We start from the raw sequence: 23,362 nt of genomic DNA, 5'->3' as shown, positions 1-23,362 counted from the left end.
AAAAAAGCCAAGTCTTTCTCGGTTTATTTAAGATTTAAGACATTGACAAGATTACAAATAATAGCTTACTACACTTTTCTAAACAAATCCTGAACAAGTTAAGTAATTCAATAAATCAGCCACCATACCAACATAACTTATTTGTAGAAATCGTTCATAAATTTAGCAATCCCTTATTAAAAAATAAAAGAACTAGATAATAGCATATCTAGTTCTTCCAGACTGTAGACAAACTCAATGAATTTTGAGTTTGCCTACAGTCTTTTTTCTTTTACAATAAAATAAAGTAAAGCCGTTGATTTCCACTACGGGCGGACGCTTTCCGCGGGCGGGGTCGAGCTGCTTCCCTCGCTTCGCTCAGTCCAGGATCTCGACTTTCCCGCTTTTCCCGCAGGAGTCGCCACCCTTCGTTCCAATCAACTTCTACATAAAGAATTCCTTATTCATCTATTGATAAAAAGTACACTTTCGAGGTGATCAACCATGATGACGAAAAATCAAATCAATGAACGTGAACAATTAGAAATGCTAACGATTGATCAATTAGTTCCCCAAGATCATTTAGTACGAAAACTAGAGGCGGCTATTGATTTTTCATTTATCTATCCTTTAGTAGAAAACCTCTACTCTGCCAAAGGACGCCCTAGTATTGATCCTGTTGTTCTCTTTAAAATGACGTTTATTCAGTACGTTTTTGGTATACGGTCCATGCGTCAAACCATCAAAGAAATTGAAACGAATATGGCGTATCGTTGGTTTTTAGGATTTGGCTTCCAGACAGAAGTCCCGCATTTCTCTACCTTCGGTAAAAATTATGTCCGTCGCTTTCAAGACACTGATATATTTGAGCAGATATTCTATCGTATATTAAAAGAGATTATGCATCAAGGACTCCTCCATGCAGACCATTTATTTATCGATTCTACGCATGTGAAAGCGAGTGCGAATAAACGAAAGTATGATAAAAAAGTTGTGCGAAAAGAAACACGGGCTTATGAAGAGAAACTTCAATTAGAGTTAAATATTGATCGTGAGGAACACGGAAAAAAGCCCTTTTCCCCGGAGAAATTTGAAAAAGAAGAATGGAAAGAAATAAAGGAAAGCACGACAGATCCTGAAAGTGGATATTACGTGAAGGATGAACGTACGAAACAGTTTGCGTATTCTTTTCATGCAGCGACAGATGAAAAGGGCTTTGTCTTAGGTGCCATTGTGACTCCGGGAAATGTGCACGATAGCCATGTATTGCAGCCACTTGTTGAAAGAGTCATTCAAAACGTTCAAAAACCAATCGCTGTTGCGGCAGATGCAGCCTATAAAACACCAGCGATTACGAACTTTTTATTAGAGAATCAAATGTTGCCTGTTCTTCCGTATACACGACCTAAAACAAAAGATGGATTCTTCCGAAAGCATGAGTATATATATGACGAGCATTATAATTGTTATCTTTGCCCACAAGGGCAGATATTGAAGTATGCAACTACGACGAAAGAAGGATATCGGCAATATAAATCGAATCCTTTGATTTGTGCGAAGTGTCCAAGCCTTTCCCAATGTACAGAAAGTAAGCATCATCAAAAACTCATTCAACGCCATATCTGGGAGTCGTATGTGGAGGAAGCTGAACATTTACGCCATTCCTATGACATCAAACAAATTTATGCAAAGCGCAAAGAAACGATTGAGCGTGTCTTTGCCGATGCAAAAGAAAAGCATGGTATGCGATGGACAACCTTAAGAGGTCTGAAAAAATTGTCCATGCAGGCGATGCTTACTTTTGCTGCCATGAATTTAAAGAAACTGGCTACTTGGACGTGGCAAGTAGCTTAAGAGAGCAACTATGCTCGAAGAGTATGTTGGATTTGGTAATCTATTACCAAATATCAAGCCGACATAGGAAGAAAAATGATAAAAGCCCTCGAGAGTGAACTTCTCGAGGGCTTTTGTCTACAGTCTGAAAGAACTAGATAATAGCATATCTAGTTCTTCTTCAATATTGTACGCTATGATTCTCACAATAATCACAACAATAAAAAATTAACATAACCTCCTCAACAATTTCTAAACATTAACAAGCACCTCTTGCCACTAATATTTAATATTTTGAAAGCTGTTCTGTCACATCTTGATAAAATAAAAGTGAGAATTTGCGGCCTCCTCACACACCCGCTCTCAAACATACGGTTCATCACCACAACTGCTTGGTTTGTGTTAAGGATGCATTTGGTTTGAAGCTATCATCATCTAAGCCCTTAATGAAACTGGCTGTACGATTTGTTTCAATAAGTCACAATGAGTATTTCACTTAGAGTCGAAAGATAGGCAAAAAAACTATCAACTATCTACCTATTCATCTAAAAATGCTTAAAAATATCCTAGGCTATGATAAAATTAAAACAACACCATATATTGGATAAACCTCTGCGAACCGAGGCCAATTTTATCTATAATAATTATGGAAATAGGAGGTTTCTCATCATATGAAAAATAAAAAAAAATTAGTATTACTGTCTTTAGTGGCAGTACCCTCCCTTCTTTACAGCGCACCAGCATCGGCTACCGAAATTTCAAAGCCAGCCTACATACTTGCTAGCTACAATGCTAACGTGGCAAATGTTGTACAACTAATTAACAACATTAACAATACAACTGCTACTTTCCAAACAAATTTAGAGGCAGCTTTGAAGGCTTACAATGCTTTAACGGAAACAGAAAAACAGTATGTTACGAACTACTCCACATTGTCAGCACATCAGCAGACAAGAATTGCTTATCGTAAGCTTGCAGCACAAATTGAAGAGAAATTGTATTCTGTGGATTCTACGTCCTCTAATTATTATCAAAATGTTATTGAAACAAAAGATTGGTATAATACCCTGAATGCAGCGCAAAAAACCTTTGTAAGTGCATCTGCGCAAAAAATTCTAACTTCCTATATCGCGCCAAATACATCTGTTGACAAGGTGGTTAATAAAATTCAATTGATTAATTCATCTCGTCTCTCGTTCCATAAAGATGTAGCCAATGCCCGAGCAGAGCTTAATGCATTACGTAGGTTTTCAAATATTTCTTTACCTGTAGGTATCGAGCAACAATTACTTGATGCAGAACAGCTGGTTGTAAAGGATAAGGCAGCAGCTAAAGAAGTTGAAAACGCTATTGCAGCTTTATCACCAAAAACATCGACAGCTCAGGATGTGCAGGCAGTCAAAACTTCTTTTGAAGCATTAACACCTGTTCAACAGCAACTCGTCCCAAATGTATGGACTTTAGTGGATTTTGTACAAGGAAAACACACACTTCCTACAAAAGATAACATCCCTAAAACACCTGTTTTATCTGATGCAGCAGCTGTCCCAGGGAAAACTACAGCTATGACAAAAAATAAAAATATCTATAAAGCCAAAATTAATGTAGCCGCATCAGAAAATGATACGGAACGTTTTATTCTAACAACAAAAGACAAAATGACCATTATCATTCCTCCACTTTATACACTTGTGAATGAAGATGAAGGGGTGATGGACATTCAAGTTACAAAAAGGGGCAATCGCATTACACTTATAGCAACATTAAACAAAGTACCAGTAACTTTTGATGCTAATATGGAAATCATTATAGAAGGCTTACCAGCCAATTCTTCCTTCAATCGCTCAAATGGTTTTGGCAAGCAAGTTCCAGCTGACTTTATCATCAGTGGAAATCGTCATATTATCCAAACTACTACTCCTGGCACGTTCCAAATCGTAAGAAATTAAATTAAAGCACTAAAGAAACAATGTTGGTTTCTTTAGTGCTTTCTTTTTGAAAAATAATCTCTATTATTACAAGTTCACTTTAAAAAAGAATAGACAAAGTCAAATAATCAAACTTATCTCATCGTAAATAAAAATATAATCGATCCATAGATGTGATGTATCAATAAACATTTATGAGGTAAACCATCCATTTTTAACTTATTTAGTTGTAGCAACTAGTTGATCCACAATGAAATCTAGCTGTTTTGATAATGAATAAATGTCGTTGTAGTAACAAAAACCAAAATCCATTTCGATAAGCCTTCCTTCTTTAATGGCAGGAATGTTAGCCCAAACTGGATGATCTGTTAAATCTACCATTCCTTCATAAGATGAGCGGAACACATAATCTCCTGCATAATCTGCTAATACTTCTAAAGAAACATCGATTGCCTCATTGGTGTTGTTTTTATCATCTATTTTCTTTTGAATAATATCTGGTGCTTTTATTCCTAAATACTCATAAATAGCTTGAGAACCACGTCCAAAGGTATAACTTGTTACAATAGACATTTTTCCTTTGCCGCCTTCCATAATACTAACCGTTCTATCTGAAATACCTGCCTCTTCTAGCTTCTCTTGGCTATCCTCTACTTTTGTATAGAAATTAGCTAAAAGCTCTTTTGCTTCTTTCTCTTTCCCTAGTACTTCACCAATCTTTGTTAAACGTTCATCTAGAGAGGTTGAGAAATCGATCATGACAGTAGGTGCAATTTTCTCCATTTGATCGTAAAGCTCATTCTTACTTGGGATAATGATGACATCAGGTTTTAATTGGATTACTGCCTCGACATTTGGTTCAAACCATTCACCTAAACTTTCAACTGTTTTTAATTCTTCCTCAAATGCTGCTCCCTCTTGTATTTTAGAAGAACCCACTGGTGTCACATCAAATGCTAGTACATCACCTGTATAATACATCACCACTACTCGCTCAGGGTTAACAGGTATTTCTACGTCTCCTTTCATAGTAGAGACAGTTTTTGTTTGTGATTCGCTTACTGTTTGAGTGGTAGAGGCTTGTTTTTCCCCGCCCTGTGTACTGGTTGATGCCCCACTACTGCAAGCACTTAATAAAAGCGTCAGACATAGAAAGAGTGTTGTAAAAGCTGATAATCCTCTTTTATTCATTGGTTCATACTTCCTTTCATCATATTGATAACCATTCTCAATATAATCTTGGAAGCTCCAATCGACAATGGAGTATCTTTCAGACATTGAAGGACTATCTTTTATCAGATCACTTACTTTTTGCTTTTGACGGAATTTTGTAGGAGAAACGCCTACTCTCTTTTTGAAAAGTCTACTAAAATAATAGACATCACTATAGCCCACACCCATAGCGATATCGCGTAAGCTAGCATTCGTCTTCTCAAGCAAAATAGAAGCTTTTTCAATCCGTAGTTGAATTAAATATTCAATCGGGCTGCAACCTAATTGTTGCTTGAATTGAATGGATAAATGAGATGGACTATAGCGCAATGCCTTCGCAATGGATTCTAAGGTCAATGGCTGTGCATAATTTTGCTCTAGATAGGCTTTAATTTGACTAGAGACATTTAATTTTTGAATGTCGACACTGTCCTGATCTAGCTGCATAAAAATTTCATTTAATAATTGATAGAATAGCGATTTAACAGTAAATTTGCTGAGGCTATTGGCATTTTCCCACTTCTTATACATAAAATATATTTTTTCAAACATTGTAATAGGCGAGTTAGGAACAAGACTGTATTGATAGTTGAAAGGATTATTTGTTTGTAACGCCCTTGCTATCATTTTATTTGAGGTTAAAGGAATGGAAGCTCGATAAAATATTAAAAAATATTCAAAGCCTTTGTCTATAGCCATTATTTGTAGTGTGGTGCCCTTTCCACCGTGAATAAGATGAAAGCCCTCTAGTGTATAGTTTATTAAATCGATTTGAACTTCCGCACCACCACCTGTGGCATAAAGAAACATATTTGCAGGCAATTTATATGATTTTCCGATTTCCTCAGGTTTGAATAGCTCATATCTTATATCGAGCACTTTGATCGTTGCGTGATTCCAAAGAAATAGAAACTCCTCTTTTGGTAGCATCCTACATCATTCCTTCCAATTCTTCACTACCTACAAGTTTATTATAATTGATAATCGTTCTCAATATAAACCTGTATAAGCATAGAAAAATCACTCAAACAATCCAATGCCTGAGTGATTTTATGGAATTTCATTTAATTTTATTTAGTATGTTGTACTAGCATTTTCAATTATTTAGCTTATTTTTTATTCGTGAGCCAGTTTGTTAATTCCTCTACCTGAGCCAACACGGCTGTTGGGTCATAATACCATGAACGCTCCTCAGGCCAAACATAAAGATGATCATTTTTTACTGCTGGCAAGCTACCCCATATTGGATCTTTCTTAAAATCTTCAACTGTACGATCATCTGAAGTCAAAATAATGTAGTCTCCTGCATAATCTGCCAGCACCTCTTCGGAAATTTCAGCCCACTGCTTTTCCATCATTTCATCTGCTACTTTAGCAGGTGGTTTGCGACCAAGTGCCTGATAGACTGGTTGCCCACCACGTCCAAAATTATCACCATATGCATAATACGTTTTGCCTGCGTCCTCCATAATAGAGAAGCTTGCATCCTTTGGAATAATCGCATCTACCTGTGCTTTGGCATCGGCAATCTTTTGATCATATTGCGCCAGCCAATCCTTAGCTTCTTGCTCTTTGCCAAGCAACTCACCGAAATAAGTAAGTTCTTCGTGCGCATCCTTTAATTCACCATAGGGAATGACAACTGTAGGAGCAATTTTACTTAAAGCATCATAATTTTCCCCATTGCCAGTAATAATCAAGTCAGGTTTGAGCGCGATAATCTTCTCAATCGACGGTTTCCCATAGTCACCGATTTCTTCTACATCTTTTAATGCATCCTTTAAATAATAGTTTTCAAGTGCCAACCCAGGAGCTCCCACAGGTTTCACATCTAATACAAGCAAACTTGCAATATACTCCTCTGCTACAATACGCTGAGGACTAGTCGGAATAACAACCTCACCATTTGTCGTCTGAACAGTTTTTGCCTCTGCTTCTTTTGTATCTTGCACTGTAGTCGGACTAGAATTTTTCTCCTTTTCTCCACAAGCCGTTAACAGAAGTAATATTAAAAGAAATAGTGGCGCTATGAATTTTCTATTTTGTGTCAGCAATTTTTTCCCTCCATACATACCAGTTGATAACCATTCTCACAAATTGTAGAAGATTGTAAAATAACTGTCTATGTATGAAAGTGATTTGTTGCTCTGTATATTTATGATGTTAATACTTCCATTAATTTTTGTAATTGCATAGCTGTAGATAATGGGTCATAGCCATAAAATAATTCATACTGATTCAAAAAGTACACCTGTTTCTTTTGAACCGCTGTAAGTGACTGCCATTTTTCCGAATGTAATACCCTCAAGAGATGCTCTTTTCCAAAATCTTTTGTAGGAAGAGCAGTGACGAATATATAATCAGCTTGAAAATAAGCAATATCTTCAATATCTACTGTTAAGTAACCTGTTTGTTCAATATTTCGTGTGACAATCGCAGCTGGTCGACTAAAGCCCAAATCTTCGTACAGTATATGACTCCCTCTTCCATGACTACTATTTAAACAATATGCTTGATGACTACCTATTTCCCAAACAATAGCAGTCCCTCTTGCTCCATGTTGTTGGTCAAGAATATCGTTACACTGAGCTATCTGTTCATCATATTGCTGGAGCCAGCTCTTACATACTTCTTGTCTATCAACGATATGGGCAATCAACCCAAATTGCTCTCGCCAGCTTAATTCTCTACATGGTAGCTCGAATATAGGAGCTACTGACAGTAATAATGGTTTTTCATCACCACCACTGTAGTTAATAATTATATCAGGACACGCTTCGGTGATTGCCTGATAATTTGAAGCAATATCATACTCATAGCCTTTCAGTTTATGCGTATTAGGGACAGGCTTGATACCCTCTAGAAATGGAGAGTATACACCCAACACCGGCGTAATACCAAGAGCTAGTAAGCATGCTGTATGATTGGTATTGAGTGCAAGGACACGCTTCGATTTCTGATAATAGACTGTTGGTGATACACCTACTTTTTCTTTAAATTTCCGACTTAAATAAGTTCCCTCATTGTAGCCAACTTCCTCGGCAAGCTCATCTAATTTAGGCATTGTAAACAATAGCCTTTTCTGTGATTCTCGTATTCTTAGCCATGTTAAATATTCACTATATGTATAGCCTGTGTGCTTATGAAACGTCCGAGAAAAATGCTCTGGACTTACTTGTGCTTTTTTGGCCATCTGCTCTCTTGTTAATTCTTCACGGAAATGTAGATGAATATAATGAAGTACTTTATCAATCCATAATCCTTCTTTTTTTTGATTATTTTCACGTAAAAGGCTGTATAGCACTTCTAGCATTTCACCAAATAATTTTTGTAAACGAAACGGATTATTGCTCTCAGTGTTTGCTTCTTTTTCTACTTCTTTAGCTAAGTTCATCAGTCGATAGGAGCATTGCTCAATTAAGATAGAAGCTTGCAATAAACGATCAGTTTTGTAGCCATAAACACGATATTGAATGATGATCCCTCTGCTTTCACATGTTTCTAGAAGATGAAAATCGTCAGTATTATCTAAAAGCATAACAGAATTTGTACTAAGCCTAATGTGCCTACCTTGAAGCGTACACTCTATATATCCCTCATACACTATGACCATAAATGGGTAGGTGAATTGTGTTTCTATGTCACTTAACATTTCATTTAATTTCACTATTTGTATAGGTTGATAAAAAATATGGGACAGTAGCTGATTGTCTTTGTACATTTAAACGCTATCTCCTAAACATCAAATTGATATTGATTATCATTTTCATTATAATGAAATAGAATGATAGAAATCAATTGAAATAGGAGGCTTATAGCTTTGAAAAAATTTATAAAAAAGAATGCCTTTTTAACTGGCATTTTAATTATTTCCATCCTTTTGGCTGCATGCGGAACTCAATCTTCTTCCACAATAGAGAAGGCAAAGGAAGAAAACTCCAATCGAGTATTAACAGATTCAATAGCACATGAAGTGACCATTCCTAAAAATCCCCAACGCATCATAGCTCCTTATCTAGAAGATCACCTTGTAGCATTAGGTTTAAAGCCCGTTGCACAATGGTCCGTAAAGGGTGGGACTTCTATCCAAGACTATCTCCAGAATTCATTAAAGGATATTCCAACAATTGAATTCGATCTTCCCTATGAAGCTGTGACAAGCTTTAATCCAGATTTAATTGTAATCGGTTCTCCTGAAATTGCTGAAGGTGAAAAATATAAGCAATATAGCAAAATTGCACCTACGTATGTGATGGGAACGGAGGATAATAATTGGCGCAATAAACTATTAAAAATGGGCGAAATTTTTGGTCAAACAGATAAGGCAAAGGAAGTTCTAGCAGATTATGATCAATTCGCTAAAGAAGCAAAAGAAGAAATTCACAACAAAGTCGGGAAGCCTTCAGCCACTGTGATCTGGAATATCAAAAATTCAATCTATATGGTAAGTGACACAGCTTCTAGCGGTGTTGTTCTTTATGAGGATCTTGGGTTACAAACGCCAAGCCTTGTGAAAGAGATGTCAGCTTCTGCTGCTGGTGATTGGTCGCAAGTTTCTTTAGAAAAATTCGTTCAAATAGATGCTGACTATCTTTTTGTTATTAACAGTGATAGTGCAGGTAGCTCTGAATTGCTAAGCGATCCTCTGCTAGCTAATATACCTGCCATTAAAAATGGTCATGTTTATGAATTCGAATCAAGTTCGAGCTGGTTATATTCAGGTGCTATAGCCAATCGCCAAATTATTGAAAATGTAATGGATAGCATAGTAAAATAAAAAAATCCCTTCAGCTTTGTTTAAAAGCTGAAGGGTATTATTGTGATCTGTATCTGATAAAGTCTCGCGGATTCAGCCCATATTTCTCCTTAAAAACCTCTGCAAAATGACTCGGATTAGAATACCCAACAGCATTCGCTACTTCCATAATATTCATTGTTCCAATTTGTAACAAATAACATGCCTTCTCCAAACGTTGTTTTTCTGTTTAGAACTTGGTTGCTTAATTGTACAAAACGCTAACAATACGACGATTAGTGTCAAAACCGCGAAAATTAGCCATGCTCCTCTCCAACCTAACTCAGGAAGTTGATGAAGCAAGAAAGGTACCATCAAACCTGATAAAAGCATTCCTATCCCGGCTCCACGCATTAACAGTCCCATGACAGTACCTCGTTTCTTAGGATACAGGTTAATGGCTATCGATAGTAGTGGCGTATAGACAAGTGCACTCCCAGCAAGCAAGGAACAATGTGATGGTTGCCCCCCAGAAATTTGCAACAAACACCAGTCCTATTAACCCTAACTAAGTAACCAGATTGAGTGGTCGTGAAATTCATTCCCTCCTGCATAAACGGCAATATAACTCCATATTCCATGCGACCAAATCCCGTAGTTGTAACAATTAATAGCATTCCTGTCATGACAAACATCCAACAATTTTTCATTTTTTACCCCCTTTCATTACACATGAATCTTAGTCCAATGAAAGGTCCATTCTCCACCAATGGAAGGATACTTATACGGTAAAACGGATTTTATTTTAAAGTTACAGTTAGATTTTTGGATAAACCTTAATGGCCCTTTTTCATTTTATCCATTGTTCTAGGTCACTGACTAATTTATGCTAGCCTATATCGATAATGATTATCATTTACGGAGGAAGAGACATGAAAAAATTAAAGCGACATATGCTCATTTATAGCTTATTATTACTGGTTAGTATCATACTAGCTGCTTGTGGTTCTACCAATGAAGAAACAAAGAAGGAAGAGACAACAACATCAGCATCAACCACTCGTGTTTATAAGGATTATTTAGGTCATGAGGTTGAAATTCCTGTAGATCCTGAGAGAGTGGTTTATCATGGAGAAGGATACGGTGATTTACTTGCATTGAATATCAAAACAGTTGGTGCTGGCTTCTCTTGGATTACAAATTACGCTTGGGAAGATCGCGTAAAAGATGTGGAGGACGTTGGTTTTCCTATTAATGTGGAAAAAACATTGTCATTAAAGCCTGATCTTATCATTATTGGTACTTCAGATGAAAAAACATATTCACAGCTTTCTAAAATCGCTCCTACTATCGTGTTTGATACTTTTGCGCCCTTAAACCAACGTTTAACAGAGCTGGGCGATATACTTAATAAAAAAGAAGAAGCAACTCAATGGATGGATGCTTATACAGAAAAAGCGGATAAAATGTGGGAGTCGCTTGTAGCTGATGACATCATTAAACCAGATGAAACGGCATCGGTTTTAACATATTATCCAGGAGATCGATTATTTGTCATGGCACGTGCTGGACTTTCTCAAGTTTTATACGATTCAAATGTGCTTAAGCCTGGCGACAAAATACAAAAAATTCTTGATGATGGAACAGGCTTTGCTGAAATCTCCACAGAACTTCTTCCTGAATATGCTGGTGATCGAATTTTCATCCTTACACCAGTCGATGATGAAGCAAAACAATCGACAAAAGAAATGATGGAAAGTCCAATTTGGAAGAACCTACCAGCAGTGAAGAACGGTCATGTCTACACATTTGATATTGAAAAAAGTGATAGCGATGCCTCAACAAGAGAATGGCTGTTATCACAATTACCTACTATGTTAAAAAAATAACTAACAAGAGACATTTCATCTTTGTTGAAATGTCTCTTTACTTTTTATACAATACAGTTAATTGATAATCATTTTCATTTACTAAGGAAGTGAACAGATGGAAGACAATAAATCAGCTTCTATTAACAATGATTTACTATTTCATTTAGAAGATATTGACTGTATTTCGCAGAGCTATCCGTTTATCTCGACTTCTCATCATACGATGATACTTTTTACAAATGGCTGTGGGACATTAACGATTGATGATATACCCTATTTGGTGACGAAAGGAAAAATTTTTCTTGTTCAGCCCCATTCTATGATTGATTTATCGGATATAAATCATGGTTACCGTTTCTATAAAATTGTCTTTTCAGCCTTTCAGCTAAAACATAAGCACCCTTCCCCACATCTAGGATCTATTTTTTCTGATGAAGTGGAATATACAATTTATCCTTATACACGCTTAATTCGTCTTAGCGAAGATCTGTATAATTTAAATCCTAAATTGGATTTTCTTAAACAACAAGGAGTCTTGTATGAACTCTTAAATTTATTATTTGAACATCAGCTTCATATGAACTACCAGTTGACAATGACAAAGGCAGTTGAAGAAACTATCGACTATATACATAACTATTTTCAACAGCCTTTAACAGTGAAAAAGCTAGCGGAACTCGCTCGTATAGCTCAATGGCAATATAGTACGATCTTCCAAACCTTAACTGGGAAGAAACCGCTTGATTATATTACAGATTTACGTCTTACAAATGCCAAGGAATTATTACTACAAACAAATGAGCCATTAAAAGATATTGCGCAGCAAGTGGGATTTGATGATGAATATTATTTTAATCGCCGCTTCCGACAGGTAATTGGAATACCTCCAAAACAGTTTGCACGACAATATAAACAAAAAACTGTTGTAAAAGATTGGACAGGACACGAGGTAGCCATTCCTCGTTCACCACATCGTGTTATTTATCATGGAGAAACGTTTGGGGATATGTTGATTTTTGATGTGCAGCCAATAGGTGGTAACAAAAACTCTATTAGTAAATCCTTCTATAAAAACCATGTTCCTTATATTCAAGATGTTGCCTTTCCAATCAATCTTGAAAAATCTTCGAAGCTGAACCCTGATTTAATTATCTTTACAAATAATGACGAGCAGCAATATCAAGCACTATCTTCTATTGCACCAACAGTTACCCTAAATTCCTGGGATTCATTGGAGGAACGCGTTCTTTTATTAGGGCAGTGGCTTAGCCAACAACAGCGTGCAGAAGATTGGCTAGAATATTTTAAAATCCAAGAAAATACTATGTGGCAGCAGCTACAAACAGTGATAGAGCCTGGCGAAACAGCATCTGTTTTGACTTTTGATCATGGCAAACGCCTTTTTATTATGGGCTGTACAGGTCTATCCCCTGCTCTTTTTCATCCAGATGGTTTTCAACCTCACCCACAAGTCAAAAAGCTACTTCAAGCAGGCGAAGGGTATAGAGAAATACCAATAGATCACTTACCTCAGTATGCTGGTGACCGTATCTTTATGTTGTTATCTGATAAACCCGAATCGCAAAAGGCTACGATGGAATTGATTAATAGCGATATTTGGAAAGGACTCCCTGCTGTACAAACTAACCATACTTATTTAGTGGATGCAACAAAGTGGAATTACGGAGATGCCTTTACAAGAGAGAAGTTACTCGGTGCATTACCAAAACTATTGGTTACTGCCAAGTAATTCTCATACTTATAATAAGGGGTGACATTTATATGAAAACGGGAAGTATAACAGATACGACAACTCAAATATCATTAAAGGATATTCGAGATTATATTGCTAAAAACCATCATCAACCTCTCACGATTAAACATCTAGCACTCATTTCGGGTCTGAGTTCCAGTTATTTTGGAGAGGCATTTAAAAAGGCATTCGGTCAAAGTGCCACAGATTATTTAACGGCGCTACGTATCGGACATGCCAAGCAATTACTGCGTGATACCGATTTATTACTTCGCGAGATTGCTAGAAAAGTAGGTTACAGTGACGAGTTTTATTTTAGCCGAAAATTTAAAAAGGAAGTTGGGATTTCACCTTCTGCTTATAGTGAGATGGCTCGCCAGCGTATTTCTACTTTTTCGGTCTCCGCTACTGGAAATTTATTAGCGCTTGGTATCATACCAGTTGCAGCTCCGCTGAATGCTAAATGGAGTCCTTATTATTACAATCATTATCAAGAGAAAATTCCCGTGCATGTTAATATATTTGATACAGAATCAGAGGATAACTTCAAAAAATTAGCCTCCGCTAAGCCAGATATTCATATTTTTCAAGAGGAACCCTCCCTCTCCATGCTTAATTGGCTTCAAACTATTGGCATCAAAAGTGTCTTTATACAAGCGAAGGATTGGCGAACACAGCTGAGAGAAATAGCTGTAGCTGTTAAAAAGCAAAGCGTAGGTGAGCACTTCATTCAAACATATGAACAAAAGGTATTACAGGCGAGATTAGAAATTAATCAAGTTGCTGAAAATGATACGTTTGCTGTTCTTCGTTTATGCGGTGATCAATTATTTATGTATTGTAATAAAGGGATTCAGGATGTACTGTATACAGATTTACAGCTTCGCTCTGTCGATACTCACCAACAAACATATAATGAGCATATTACACTTGATCAGCTAGTAAATATAGACCCTGACCGTTTGCTATTTATCATTTGTCCCGATTCACCAACCCGAAATTATTGGCTTACTCTACAATACCTTGATCGTTGGAAAGAGCTCCGTGCTGTAAAAAATGGACATGTCTATGTTTTACCTTCGAATCCTTGGTTCGAATACTCAGCTATTGCTATAAACCGAATGCTAGATGAAATGTTACTTATGCTAACCGGAAAAAATCCAAATCCTTTTCCTGTCCCTGTCCATGGTAACGTATCAGACAGTGATTTATAATTCCATTTGAGAATTATTATCACTGGAAGGAGACTTTGATGAAAAATGAAACAAAATTGTCCTATTCAATGTCATACAATTATAAAATCTGCCTATTTATCAGCGATGTTTTTGCTTACTATCGGCATACTTTCCGCCTGCAATACCCAATCAAGCAATAAAGTGGAACAGGTAGAATCGCAGGCATCCTCAGAAAGTACAAAGGAGCAAAGTATTTATCCGTTAACACTAAAAGATGAGGTTGGTAATGAGGTAACACTACCAGCTAAGCCTACTAAAATTTTTGCACCTGTCATGGAGGATTCATTACTAGCTCTTGGTATCAAGCCTACTATGCAATGGTCTAATGGTGTTAAGCCACAGCTTTATTTACAAGATCAGCTACAGGGTATACCAGAAATTAGCTTTGCAAGCGGTCCCCCATCAGCCGAAGCCATTATGGCAGATAAACCAGACTTAATTATTTTGCACAATTCATTTTATATGGAAAATGGCACCTATGAAAAATATGCAAAAATTGCACCAACCTATGTTTTCAATAATGCCGCAAGCGATTTAGAAGGCTCTATTAAAGTTTTAGGGCAACTACTTGATGAAACAGAAAAAGCTGAGCAAGCTTTAAAGGGTTATCAAGAAAAGGTGGATGCAGCAAAAGCAAAGCTATCTTCCATAACAGAAGGTAAAAAGGTTGCGTTAATTCGCTTTAATGCAAAAGGTATGTTTTTTATGACGGATGAGTATTTCAGTGGGTATGTCTTAACGCATGAATTAGGATTTGAACAAAGCAGCTACGTGAAAAATGGTGCCTTCGAAGTATCATTGGAGATTCTCCCTGAACTAGATGCAGATTATATTTTCTTAATTAATGATGGTAATCTTGGGGATGAATTTTTAAATGAGTTGAAGAACAGTAAAATTTGGCAAAGTACAGCGGCCTTCAAAAACAATCAAGTATTTGAAACATCTGAGGATTACTGGCTAAATGGTGGTATTCATGCACAAGGTAGAGTAATAGAAGATGTATTGGAGTTTCTAGCGCCATGACAATAATGACAAAGAAACCATATACATCCGAAAACTACTTTGATTTTGACATGACATCTCGTCAACAGCTAGACTATCGCATTTTAATTGCAGCCCCAACAGATGCACCACCAGCAGATGGTTATACTGTTATCTACGTTTTAGATGGGGACGCTCTTTTTCCAACACTTGCAGAGGCAGTGAAATTACAAACACGTAAACCAAAAGGCTATGATCCTATTCTTGTTATTGGCATCGGTTATCCCTCAAAGGAACCTTTTGATATGGAGCGACGCTGTCTCGATTTTACACTACCTGTTAGCAAAGAACATCTGCCACCACGTCCAGATGGAACGCCTTGGCCTCCAAACGGCAAAGCCAATGAGTTCTTAGATTTTATTGAACACGAGCTCATGCCTGCTATAGCAAAGGAATGGCCTATCAATAAAAAGAAGCAAGCGATTGTTGGTCATTCCTTAGGCGGTCTTTTCACACTATATGCTTTATGTGCAAGACCTCACTTATTCAGTCATATTGTAGCTGGCAGTCCCTCTGTTTGGTGGGCTGACAATGCAGTACTACAAGTAATAGACAGATTTTTTGAAGATTGGAACAGTCAGCATGCTATTAATCTCTTACTCACAATCGGTGCTAACGAGTTGCCTGATATGTTAGAGGGAGCTGATTTAGCGGCTGAACGATTGAAGCGATTAAGCGAGCAAAACATTCATACTAATTATGTGAAGTTTGATGAGGAGGACCACGTAAGCGTACTACCTTGTATGCTCGGCCGTCTTCCTCGGTTTTTAGATTCCTAGTAGAAAAACCCAAATGGTCGTTTTATTAAATAATTAGTACATCACTTATATAATAGTGGTGTACTTTTTCGTTTGTTAGACCTCTATTTGCCATAAAATAAAAACCGCACTAACTTATCCTACGGTTCTTCATATAGAACTATGTAAGATTTTTAAGATTTTTAAGATTTTATTAAATGATAAAGGTAGCTCTTTATTGTGTGTTTAATTTCTGGGGTTCTAAAATTTGTAAGCCCTCTCCCATCCTCTGCTAATACTAATTTTCCTTTAACATAGTCGAAACGTTCATATTGAATGATGTAATTGGGAATTCCACATGGTAAATGAGTGTAGATGCAAAGTGCTTCGCCAGTTTTTAATGAACCTAAACTTTCAATAAATGTTCCTTCAGTATCATTCTCCCAATCATAAGTGTAAAATGAAATATCTCGTATTGGTTCGTTAGGAACTAAATAAATAGTTTCATACGCTTCTATATCTTTATCCAAATGGATTTCTTTTGTTATATTTATATCTAATTTATCATTATCATACCTAACAAAAAATGACTCTGCTAAGAACATCTCCGCCTTTCTAATAGCATATATTTTCCCTACTATATACATTAAAAAGACAATTAACGTAGTTATTGACGAAATCAAACCTATTATTGAAATTATATTCATCTGAGCTATTTCTCGACCAATATTATTAATTATTGGCTCGGTATCCATTTCTCCTAAAATAAATCCAGCAATAAATACTATTATGAAAGTAAAGACCTGCTTCAAGTTCATACCCCTTTTTAGTTCATATTATAAAGTATTTTTCTCCACCTCTACCATTAAAGTCCTCAAATGCTCCTACTGATATAGCAGTTTCATTCACTTGATGATGATTAAATAAAAAACTAAGGTTTTCCCCCTAGCCTTTCCAATCTGCTTATTTTGTTAGTATATTTGGAGATTCCTCTAACAACATGTTACTCGTTGTCATATCATCATAATTCCATTTATCCTCTATGAAATGCACTTCATTATTCTTCACAGCAGGTAAGGAGTTCCACAATGGCTCTTGTTTTAATTCCTCAAATGCCTTTTGGGCCTGAATTTGTATTAGCACCACTTGCGCAAGCACCTAATAATAGCGTCAAACACAGCAATAGTGCAGCTGCAAAATTTGACTTATTTTTTCGAGCCATCTGAAATTTCCCTCCTTCTTCGTATCGATAATGATTATAACTATCAATATATCGTTGGAGTGTTTTTTCATCAATGGAGGATTCTATGATGTTTTGTGGAGCATCTGCTAGCATGCCTCGATCCAATACTAGTTTCCTATATCTCCCTGGTGATATCCCTAGATGTCTTTTAAAAAGGCGATTAAAATAATGAACATCTGTGTAGCCAACACTTGCCGCAATCTCTTTTAAAGGCACATTTGTTGATTTTAATAGCGCTACAGTCTTTTTCATTCTTAATTGCATTACATATTCAACTAGGCTATAGTTTGTCTCGCTCTTAAATACGGCAGATATATGTGACACACTATAATTTAAACGTTCTGCAAGAGACTCTAGCCTTATCAACTCTGTATAATGTTCTTCCACATATGCCTTTATTTGACTTACCAAACCTGTTTGTTTTACATACCTCTCTTGGCTACATAACTGTTGATATGTACTTAATAAGATCTGATAAAATAATGTTTTAACTTGCAAACGTTCCAGCCACTGTGATTGATGCCAGCTTTCATGCATAAGCTGCACTTTTTCATAAATAGCTATCGGATACTTTGGTATCAAGTTATACTGCACTTGAAATGTATTTCTTTTTTCGAACAACTGAAGAATCCTTTGACCAACAGGATAAGGAACAGAACCTTTATAAAAGATAAAATAGCACTCTAGTTCATCAATTATTTAACTAATTTCTAAAGCCGTCCCTTTACCACTATGTATAATTTGAAATTGATGCACATGATAATTAGTTTGATCCAGATGTATTTGCGCATCTCCCCGAGTGACTATAAGAAAAACACTTGTTGGTAATTTATATGGTTGCAACTTTTCCCCTCCGCTCAGCATCCTATGACGAATGTCTAATTCCTTGATAGAAGCGTGATCCCAGAGTAAAAGGTGGTCTTCTATGTTCATGAGGTTGGCCTCCTTTTTGGTTGGAGTGTATATAAATGATAACTATTATCAATTAAACAAAAAAGGAACGATAGCCTTTAATTATGGGGAAATACTATTTTGGATAAGAAAGGAGGGAACACTACTTAGATTAATAGTATTTGGATAATTTTTATAAATGTATAGCTTAAAAACCAAGTGGGGAAAACCACTTGGTTTTTTATAATTTTATGGTGCTTTTGTAATCGTTACATAAGGTTTTAAATCATTACTTTCAGCCATAACAATATTACCAAATTGATCAATAGTTAATAGGTAAACTTTTTGTCCTTCCCTAAATTCACTTGTACTCAATTTTAAGAGAATTGAAGGTGCTGCTCCTGTTGTTCCATTATTTGTATTGACAGGTACATCATCTTTATCATATGCAACTACCCCAGGAGTTAGTTGTTTATGATCCACTGTATCAATAATATCTTTAGCTGTTAATATTTTTGTATTACTATTTGTAACTACATAATAGTATTTTTGTTTTCGGTTTAATTCTGTATTAATTTCAATACTTACTTTCAAATCATGGGATGAAGTTGCTCCACTTGGTCCAATAAGCTCTGCTTTTAGAATTGTATTATTCTCAAAGTCTGCAGGGTGTTCGTACTTAGCAACAGATTTATCAGAAACAAATGATAGCTTCCCTAAATCCTTAATATCTTTCAGAATCGTCGCATTCATATCAATCGTAAAGTTTGATGAAATTTTCTTATTAAATGTAATAATTAACCTGCGTGGTTCTGCCGTATTTAAAGTTTTTTCCCACTCTATTTTATCAATTGCACCTGAACCAATCGAACTAAAGCTCTCTAACTCATCTTTTAACTTTTTAATAGTAGCTGTAGTATTTTCCTTTACAGGTATCAAGTCAGTATCACTTGATAAAGAAACTGCCTCAGAAAATGTAATAACAAATGTTTGATCTTCTTTAAAAGTTAATGTAGATGAATCATTTCTAGGAATAATATCGAATTCTTTATCTGAAATTTTCTTGATAATTGGATCAATCTTTGGTGCTGTTCCGTCCGCATAGAATGGTTTCATCATAACGTCACCATATTCTTGAGTAGTTCCTACCCTTTGCTGCACTGTGAAGTTCCCAGGTGTGTCTTCAACTCCGATATATAATATATATTCTTCATGCGGTGTTAATTTATCAATTGAAAGAATATTATTACCAGCGTCTAATGACGCACGTTTATAGCCTGTTGCAGCACTTAAGAACGCAGCTTTCCGTGTAGCACTATCTTTCGATGAATCAGTTGTTCCAGGTAACGGTTTTAAATTGCCACTATTATCATATATATCTGGGTTCAGTTCAAGCACACCGCTAACAGGATTTTTCTTATATTTTGATATTGCAGCATAATATATAAAACCTTTTTCATCAGAGTTAAGTGTAATATCAGCAGTCTCTTCTCCAGGTATCCCTGGTTTTTCTCCTTTAGGCGTTACTTGAATATCCCCAATTAGTGGAGGCTTACTATCATCAACAATCAGAGAATCTTCAATGATAGATAAATTTCCAGAACGGTCCTTTACAACCATATATACAGAATAACTTGTAAATGGATCAACTGCTAAATCTGATAATACAATATCAAATTTAGTGTTACCTCTATTGGCTACCTTTTCACCTTCCTTGAATAAATAAATTTTCCCACCACTACTTTTATCAAATTTGCCACTTTGTTTTGATGTAAACTCATCTATAAAATCACGAGAATCTATATTTAGAGCATCCATATCCATATTTTGAGGCATAATCATATAGTAATAAGTTCCCGCTTTATCTGTTGAAAATTCTACTTCAATCTTAGTTTTTTCAGCATTTTTCATTACCTTTTCAATTTTTAATTTTGGAGTATCTATATCTGAGTGCATGTATTCTGCATAATTATTTGGAATAGCTCCAGAAGGAACTGTACTTATATTTTCGAAATCATTAAATGCCAAATCTTTAACTCCAGGTAATACTGTTACAGTTAAAGTATCATGATTAATAAACCCGCTTAGTGAAGGAACTTTTAATAATACTCTTGATTTGCCCGAACCATATTCTTCATAAATAGCCTCTTCGGGACTAATTACTTTTTGCCCTGTAACGTTAATTATTCCTGTACCAGATAATTCATAGTTTTTAACATCCTGTGCGGTTTCTTTATCTAACCTTTCGTTGAAGTAAACATATACTTGATTAAGCCCTTTTCGTTCTAAAATTTTGTTTTCCACAAACGGATGAATACTATCAAGCTCTTTCGTTGTAAAATCCTTTGCTATAGCAGGGTCTACTGAAAAGTTGCCTGATTCATCTTTCATCACAACATAAAGCTGATAACCTGTTTCTGCCTGTAAGCCTGTTAAAATTTCTGTTATGCCTAATGCGCCAGCCTTTGCTTTCCCTTTACCCGTTGGATTGGCAACAATATCTGCTGTTGTTGGATCAGGTGCTGTAGTTTTTGGGCGTAAATAATAGTAATAATCTCCTGGTTCACTGGCTGTAAAAGTAAATTCAGCACGTGTTCCTCCATGTAATGGCGTAACTTGGAGGGATTTCACTACTGGTGGTGAAGCATCTTTCATTTGGAACTCTTGAGAAACTATGTCCGATGCATTTTTCGAGCCATCCACAACCATGATGTAGATAACATATTCTTTTTTCTCACCTAAATTAGAAACCTTAATTGAGTTTGTTCCTTTGATGGCTGCCGCAGTTCCATGTGCTACGTTCTTATTTGAGAGACGGTTAACCATTTCACTTTTATTTGGTGCCTCTGCGCCCTTTTCACGCACAATATAATAGTACGTACCGACTTCATCAGAAGTGAAATCTGCTTGAATTTCGCTACCATTTAGTACTTTTACATTTGTAATACTAATGATTGGTTTTGTTTTATCATCAGGATTTTGATTCTCATTTTCCTCTTTATCAATTGGTTTGCCATCTGGATCAGTAATATTGCCTATATTATCTTTATCATCGAGGAAATCGTCGAAGATATTATTTGGTGATCCATCCTTAGGTAAGATGACCTTATCAATATACGTATAATCTCCAATATCAATTTTGCCATATGAATTATCAACAAATAATGTGCCAATTCGTCCATCAATATACAGCTCTAGATCTGTGTAGCTATTGTAATTGATCCAATCGATATTTCCTGAACCATAAATTGTAAGTTTTGTTTCTGTATTTAAATTTAACGTACCAATATCACCTTGAATTTCAAACTCACGCACATTTCCAATGATGTCTACACGTGGTAGTTTTGTATTTGTTTCAATTTTTGTACCTGTTTGAGATACTACTAGTCGAGAAACACTGCTGTTATAAAATTCTAGGTACTTCTCAACGTTTTTCATTTCCTCTTTTTCTTTAGACCAGTTAACAAATGGCTTATCATTTTCAGTATTTGGTTTTGTCCAATTTTGAAGATCGTTCGAATTGTTATTTGACGAATCATCGCCTTTATTGTTATCTGGGTTTGACCAATTAATAAATGAAATATTGTTACTTGCCACACGACCAAGAGCTAATGGTTGATTGTAAGTAGCCCCTAAATGCAATGGTGGGCGAACGGTTTCGTTGACAAACATTGTCCCTGTCAGCGTCATATTCGAGAATTCTATATAATTACCATTTACTACAATCGTTGCACCAAAAGAACCGTAATTTCCGTCAAAATCTAGAGAACGTGTGCTTGTCCCGCTTGCATTAAGGGTCAATTTTGAAATGGAGCGAATTCCCTTACTCGATAAATCCCCCTCAATGAATGCACCTTTTAACACCGGAGCATTATATTCGTTAAAAATATGAGCAAGACTCTCTGGAATTGTATATGACTGGCCATTTATATAAACTGCGTCATCATCCACATTTGTGATTTTGTAAGATGTTTCATTATTTTTCTTCTCTTGTGAACCCACTACAAACGAAGCAAACTGTCCGCGAGTAACAGGATCAAATGGAGAAAATGTAACAGGAGTTGTGCCCTTTGTAATATTCAAATCGATTAAAGTTTGAATATAGATGGCATTGTTTGTTTTGCTATTCACATCTTTAAAAATATTATTGTACGTAGGGGATACCTCTAGATGGAATCCAACTACAACCATTTTGGCTAGTTCCCCTCTAGTCAACACTTCATTCGGCATAAACATGCCATTTGAATAGCCCGACATAATACCTGCATTTTGCAAGGCCGCTACGTATTTATAATATTGATTGCCCTTTGGAACATCCTTATAGTAAGGATCTTGGATATTTTTTGTATCCAATTTTAACGCCGTTGCCAGCATTTTCGCTGCCTCTCCACGAGTTACACTGACATCAGGACGGAAAGTATTATCCGCAAAACCGCTCATTACGCCCTGAGAATATAGTTTTAATATTTCATTATAATTGTCCGAGTATTGGTTAATATCCGTAAAGGGAGAAGTAGCCGCTGCTGCATTTGGTGGAGGTACTACAACAGCAATCCCACTTGAAGCAAATACTGTTGCAATCAAGGCTTTATTTACTTTTTGGATTTTAGATTTATCCATTCCACTCTTCCTTTCGTTTATGTATTTTGATACGTACAAATATCATTTGCTCATATCCTTTATATCGACCAAAGACTAGTGAACCTTCATAGATAAATCTAAAATAGTAGGGTAAATTTCTTCTAGAGTTAGAGACTAAAATACGATTTCTTTACTATGCGAGTCCATTAGCTTTCCATCACTGAATATTTAAAAATTCATAGTTTGCAATACATAAAAAAGAAGCCATTAAAGATAGATTCATAATTGGCTTCTCTTTATTAGATATTAATTTTGGACTTTTA

18 protein-coding genes are annotated in these 23,362 nt (G+C 36.0%); 8 read left to right on the top strand and 10 right to left on the bottom strand.

What is annotated here, in order from left to right:
• Positions 1-483 precede the first annotated feature (483 nt).
• Positions 484-1,833 carry an IS1182 family transposase gene (locus NYE73_RS01155; protein WP_269898968.1) on the top strand — a complete coding sequence of 450 codons (1,350 nt, stop codon included), beginning with the start codon at positions 484-486 and terminating at the stop codon, positions 1,831-1,833.
• Between the two features lie 650 nt (positions 1,834-2,483).
• Positions 2,484-3,761 carry a hypothetical protein gene (locus tag NYE73_RS01150; RefSeq protein ID WP_259951255.1) on the top strand — a complete coding sequence of 426 codons (1,278 nt, stop codon included), beginning with the start codon at positions 2,484-2,486 and terminating at the stop codon, positions 3,759-3,761.
• A gap of 198 nt (positions 3,762-3,959) precedes the next feature.
• Here NYE73_RS01150 and NYE73_RS01145 read toward each other — a convergent pair whose 3' ends face one another.
• The 3 genes from NYE73_RS01145 to NYE73_RS01135 form a co-directional block, all read right to left on the bottom strand.
• Complete coding sequence (locus NYE73_RS01145) at positions 3,960-5,882, bottom strand: AraC family transcriptional regulator (RefSeq protein WP_259951256.1); 1,923 nt, start codon at positions 5,880-5,882, stop codon at positions 3,960-3,962.
• A gap of 179 nt (positions 5,883-6,061) precedes the next feature.
• On the bottom strand, positions 6,062-7,006 hold the full coding sequence (locus tag NYE73_RS01140; protein WP_048390736.1) for an ABC transporter substrate-binding protein: 945 nt from the start codon (positions 7,004-7,006) through the stop codon (positions 6,062-6,064).
• A 101-nt stretch (positions 7,007-7,107) separates the two neighbouring features.
• Complete coding sequence (locus NYE73_RS01135; protein WP_259956484.1) at positions 7,108-8,490, bottom strand: AraC family transcriptional regulator; 1,383 nt, start codon at positions 8,488-8,490, stop codon at positions 7,108-7,110.
• Positions 8,491-8,772: 282 nt separating this feature from the next.
• Here NYE73_RS01135 and NYE73_RS01130 point away from each other — a divergent pair, with 282 nt between their 5' ends.
• A complete protein-coding gene (locus NYE73_RS01130) occupies positions 8,773-9,729 on the top strand; it encodes an ABC transporter substrate-binding protein (RefSeq protein WP_259951258.1) in 957 nt (318 codons plus the stop codon).
• Positions 9,730-9,766: 37 nt separating this feature from the next.
• Here NYE73_RS01130 and NYE73_RS01125 read toward each other — a convergent pair whose 3' ends face one another.
• Complete coding sequence (locus tag NYE73_RS01125; RefSeq protein ID WP_259951278.1) at positions 9,767-9,877, bottom strand: AraC family transcriptional regulator; 111 nt, start codon at positions 9,875-9,877, stop codon at positions 9,767-9,769.
• 5 nt (positions 9,878-9,882) lie between these two features.
• A complete protein-coding gene (locus NYE73_RS01120) occupies positions 9,883-10,230 on the bottom strand; it encodes an MFS transporter (protein ID WP_259951259.1) in 348 nt (115 codons plus the stop codon).
• 389 nt (positions 10,231-10,619) lie between these two features.
• Here NYE73_RS01120 and NYE73_RS01115 point away from each other — a divergent pair, with 389 nt between their 5' ends.
• The 5 genes from NYE73_RS01115 (at position 10,620) to NYE73_RS01095 (ending at position 16,366) form a co-directional block, all read left to right on the top strand.
• Positions 10,620-11,576 (top strand): ABC transporter substrate-binding protein, encoded by a 957-nt coding sequence (locus NYE73_RS01115; protein WP_197078705.1) that lies wholly within the window; start codon positions 10,620-10,622, stop codon positions 11,574-11,576.
• Positions 11,577-11,673: 97 nt separating this feature from the next.
• Positions 11,674-13,308, top strand: coding sequence for an AraC family transcriptional regulator (locus tag NYE73_RS01110; protein ID WP_259951260.1), 1,635 nt, complete (start codon positions 11,674-11,676; stop codon positions 13,306-13,308).
• Between the two features lie 32 nt (positions 13,309-13,340).
• Entirely contained in the window at positions 13,341-14,525 is a 1,185-nt protein-coding gene (locus NYE73_RS01105; protein ID WP_259951261.1) for a helix-turn-helix domain-containing protein, read from the top strand.
• A 45-nt stretch (positions 14,526-14,570) separates the two neighbouring features.
• Positions 14,571-15,569, top strand: a complete 999-nt coding sequence (locus tag NYE73_RS01100; RefSeq protein ID WP_259951262.1) for an ABC transporter substrate-binding protein — start codon at positions 14,571-14,573, stop codon at positions 15,567-15,569.
• Positions 15,566-16,366: an alpha/beta hydrolase gene (locus NYE73_RS01095; RefSeq protein ID WP_259951263.1), complete on the top strand. Its 801-nt coding sequence runs from the start codon at positions 15,566-15,568 to the stop codon at positions 16,364-16,366. Before NYE73_RS01100 ends, NYE73_RS01095 begins: the two co-directional genes overlap by 4 nt.
• A 161-nt stretch (positions 16,367-16,527) precedes the next feature.
• On the opposite strand, the gene NYE73_RS01090 is transcribed toward NYE73_RS01095, so the two are convergent.
• The 5 genes from NYE73_RS01090 to NYE73_RS01070 form a co-directional block, all read right to left on the bottom strand.
• Positions 16,528-17,136 carry a hypothetical protein gene (locus NYE73_RS01090; protein WP_259951264.1) on the bottom strand — a complete coding sequence of 203 codons (609 nt, stop codon included), beginning with the start codon at positions 17,134-17,136 and terminating at the stop codon, positions 16,528-16,530.
• Positions 17,137-17,287: 151 nt separating this feature from the next.
• Positions 17,288-17,470 (bottom strand): hypothetical protein, encoded by a 183-nt coding sequence (locus tag NYE73_RS01085; protein WP_259951265.1) that lies wholly within the window; start codon positions 17,468-17,470, stop codon positions 17,288-17,290.
• Positions 17,433-18,149, bottom strand: a complete 717-nt coding sequence (locus tag NYE73_RS01080) for a helix-turn-helix transcriptional regulator (protein WP_340814998.1) — start codon at positions 18,147-18,149, stop codon at positions 17,433-17,435. The genes NYE73_RS01085 and NYE73_RS01080 overlap by 38 nt, the downstream gene beginning before the upstream one ends.
• Positions 18,150-18,266: 117 nt before the next feature.
• Positions 18,267-18,500, bottom strand: coding sequence for a hypothetical protein (locus NYE73_RS01075; protein WP_340814997.1), 234 nt, complete (start codon positions 18,498-18,500; stop codon positions 18,267-18,269).
• A gap of 207 nt (positions 18,501-18,707) precedes the next feature.
• Positions 18,708-23,078, bottom strand: coding sequence for an S-layer homology domain-containing protein (locus NYE73_RS01070; RefSeq protein WP_259951268.1), 4,371 nt, complete (start codon positions 23,076-23,078; stop codon positions 18,708-18,710).
• Between the last annotated feature and the right edge of the window lie 284 nt (positions 23,079-23,362).

The organism is Lysinibacillus sp. FSL K6-0102 (assembly GCF_038003545.1).
Classification (GTDB): domain Bacteria; phylum Bacillota; class Bacilli; order Bacillales_A; family Planococcaceae; genus Lysinibacillus; species Lysinibacillus capsici.
This window is presented reverse-complemented; position numbering and strand designations above follow the sequence as displayed.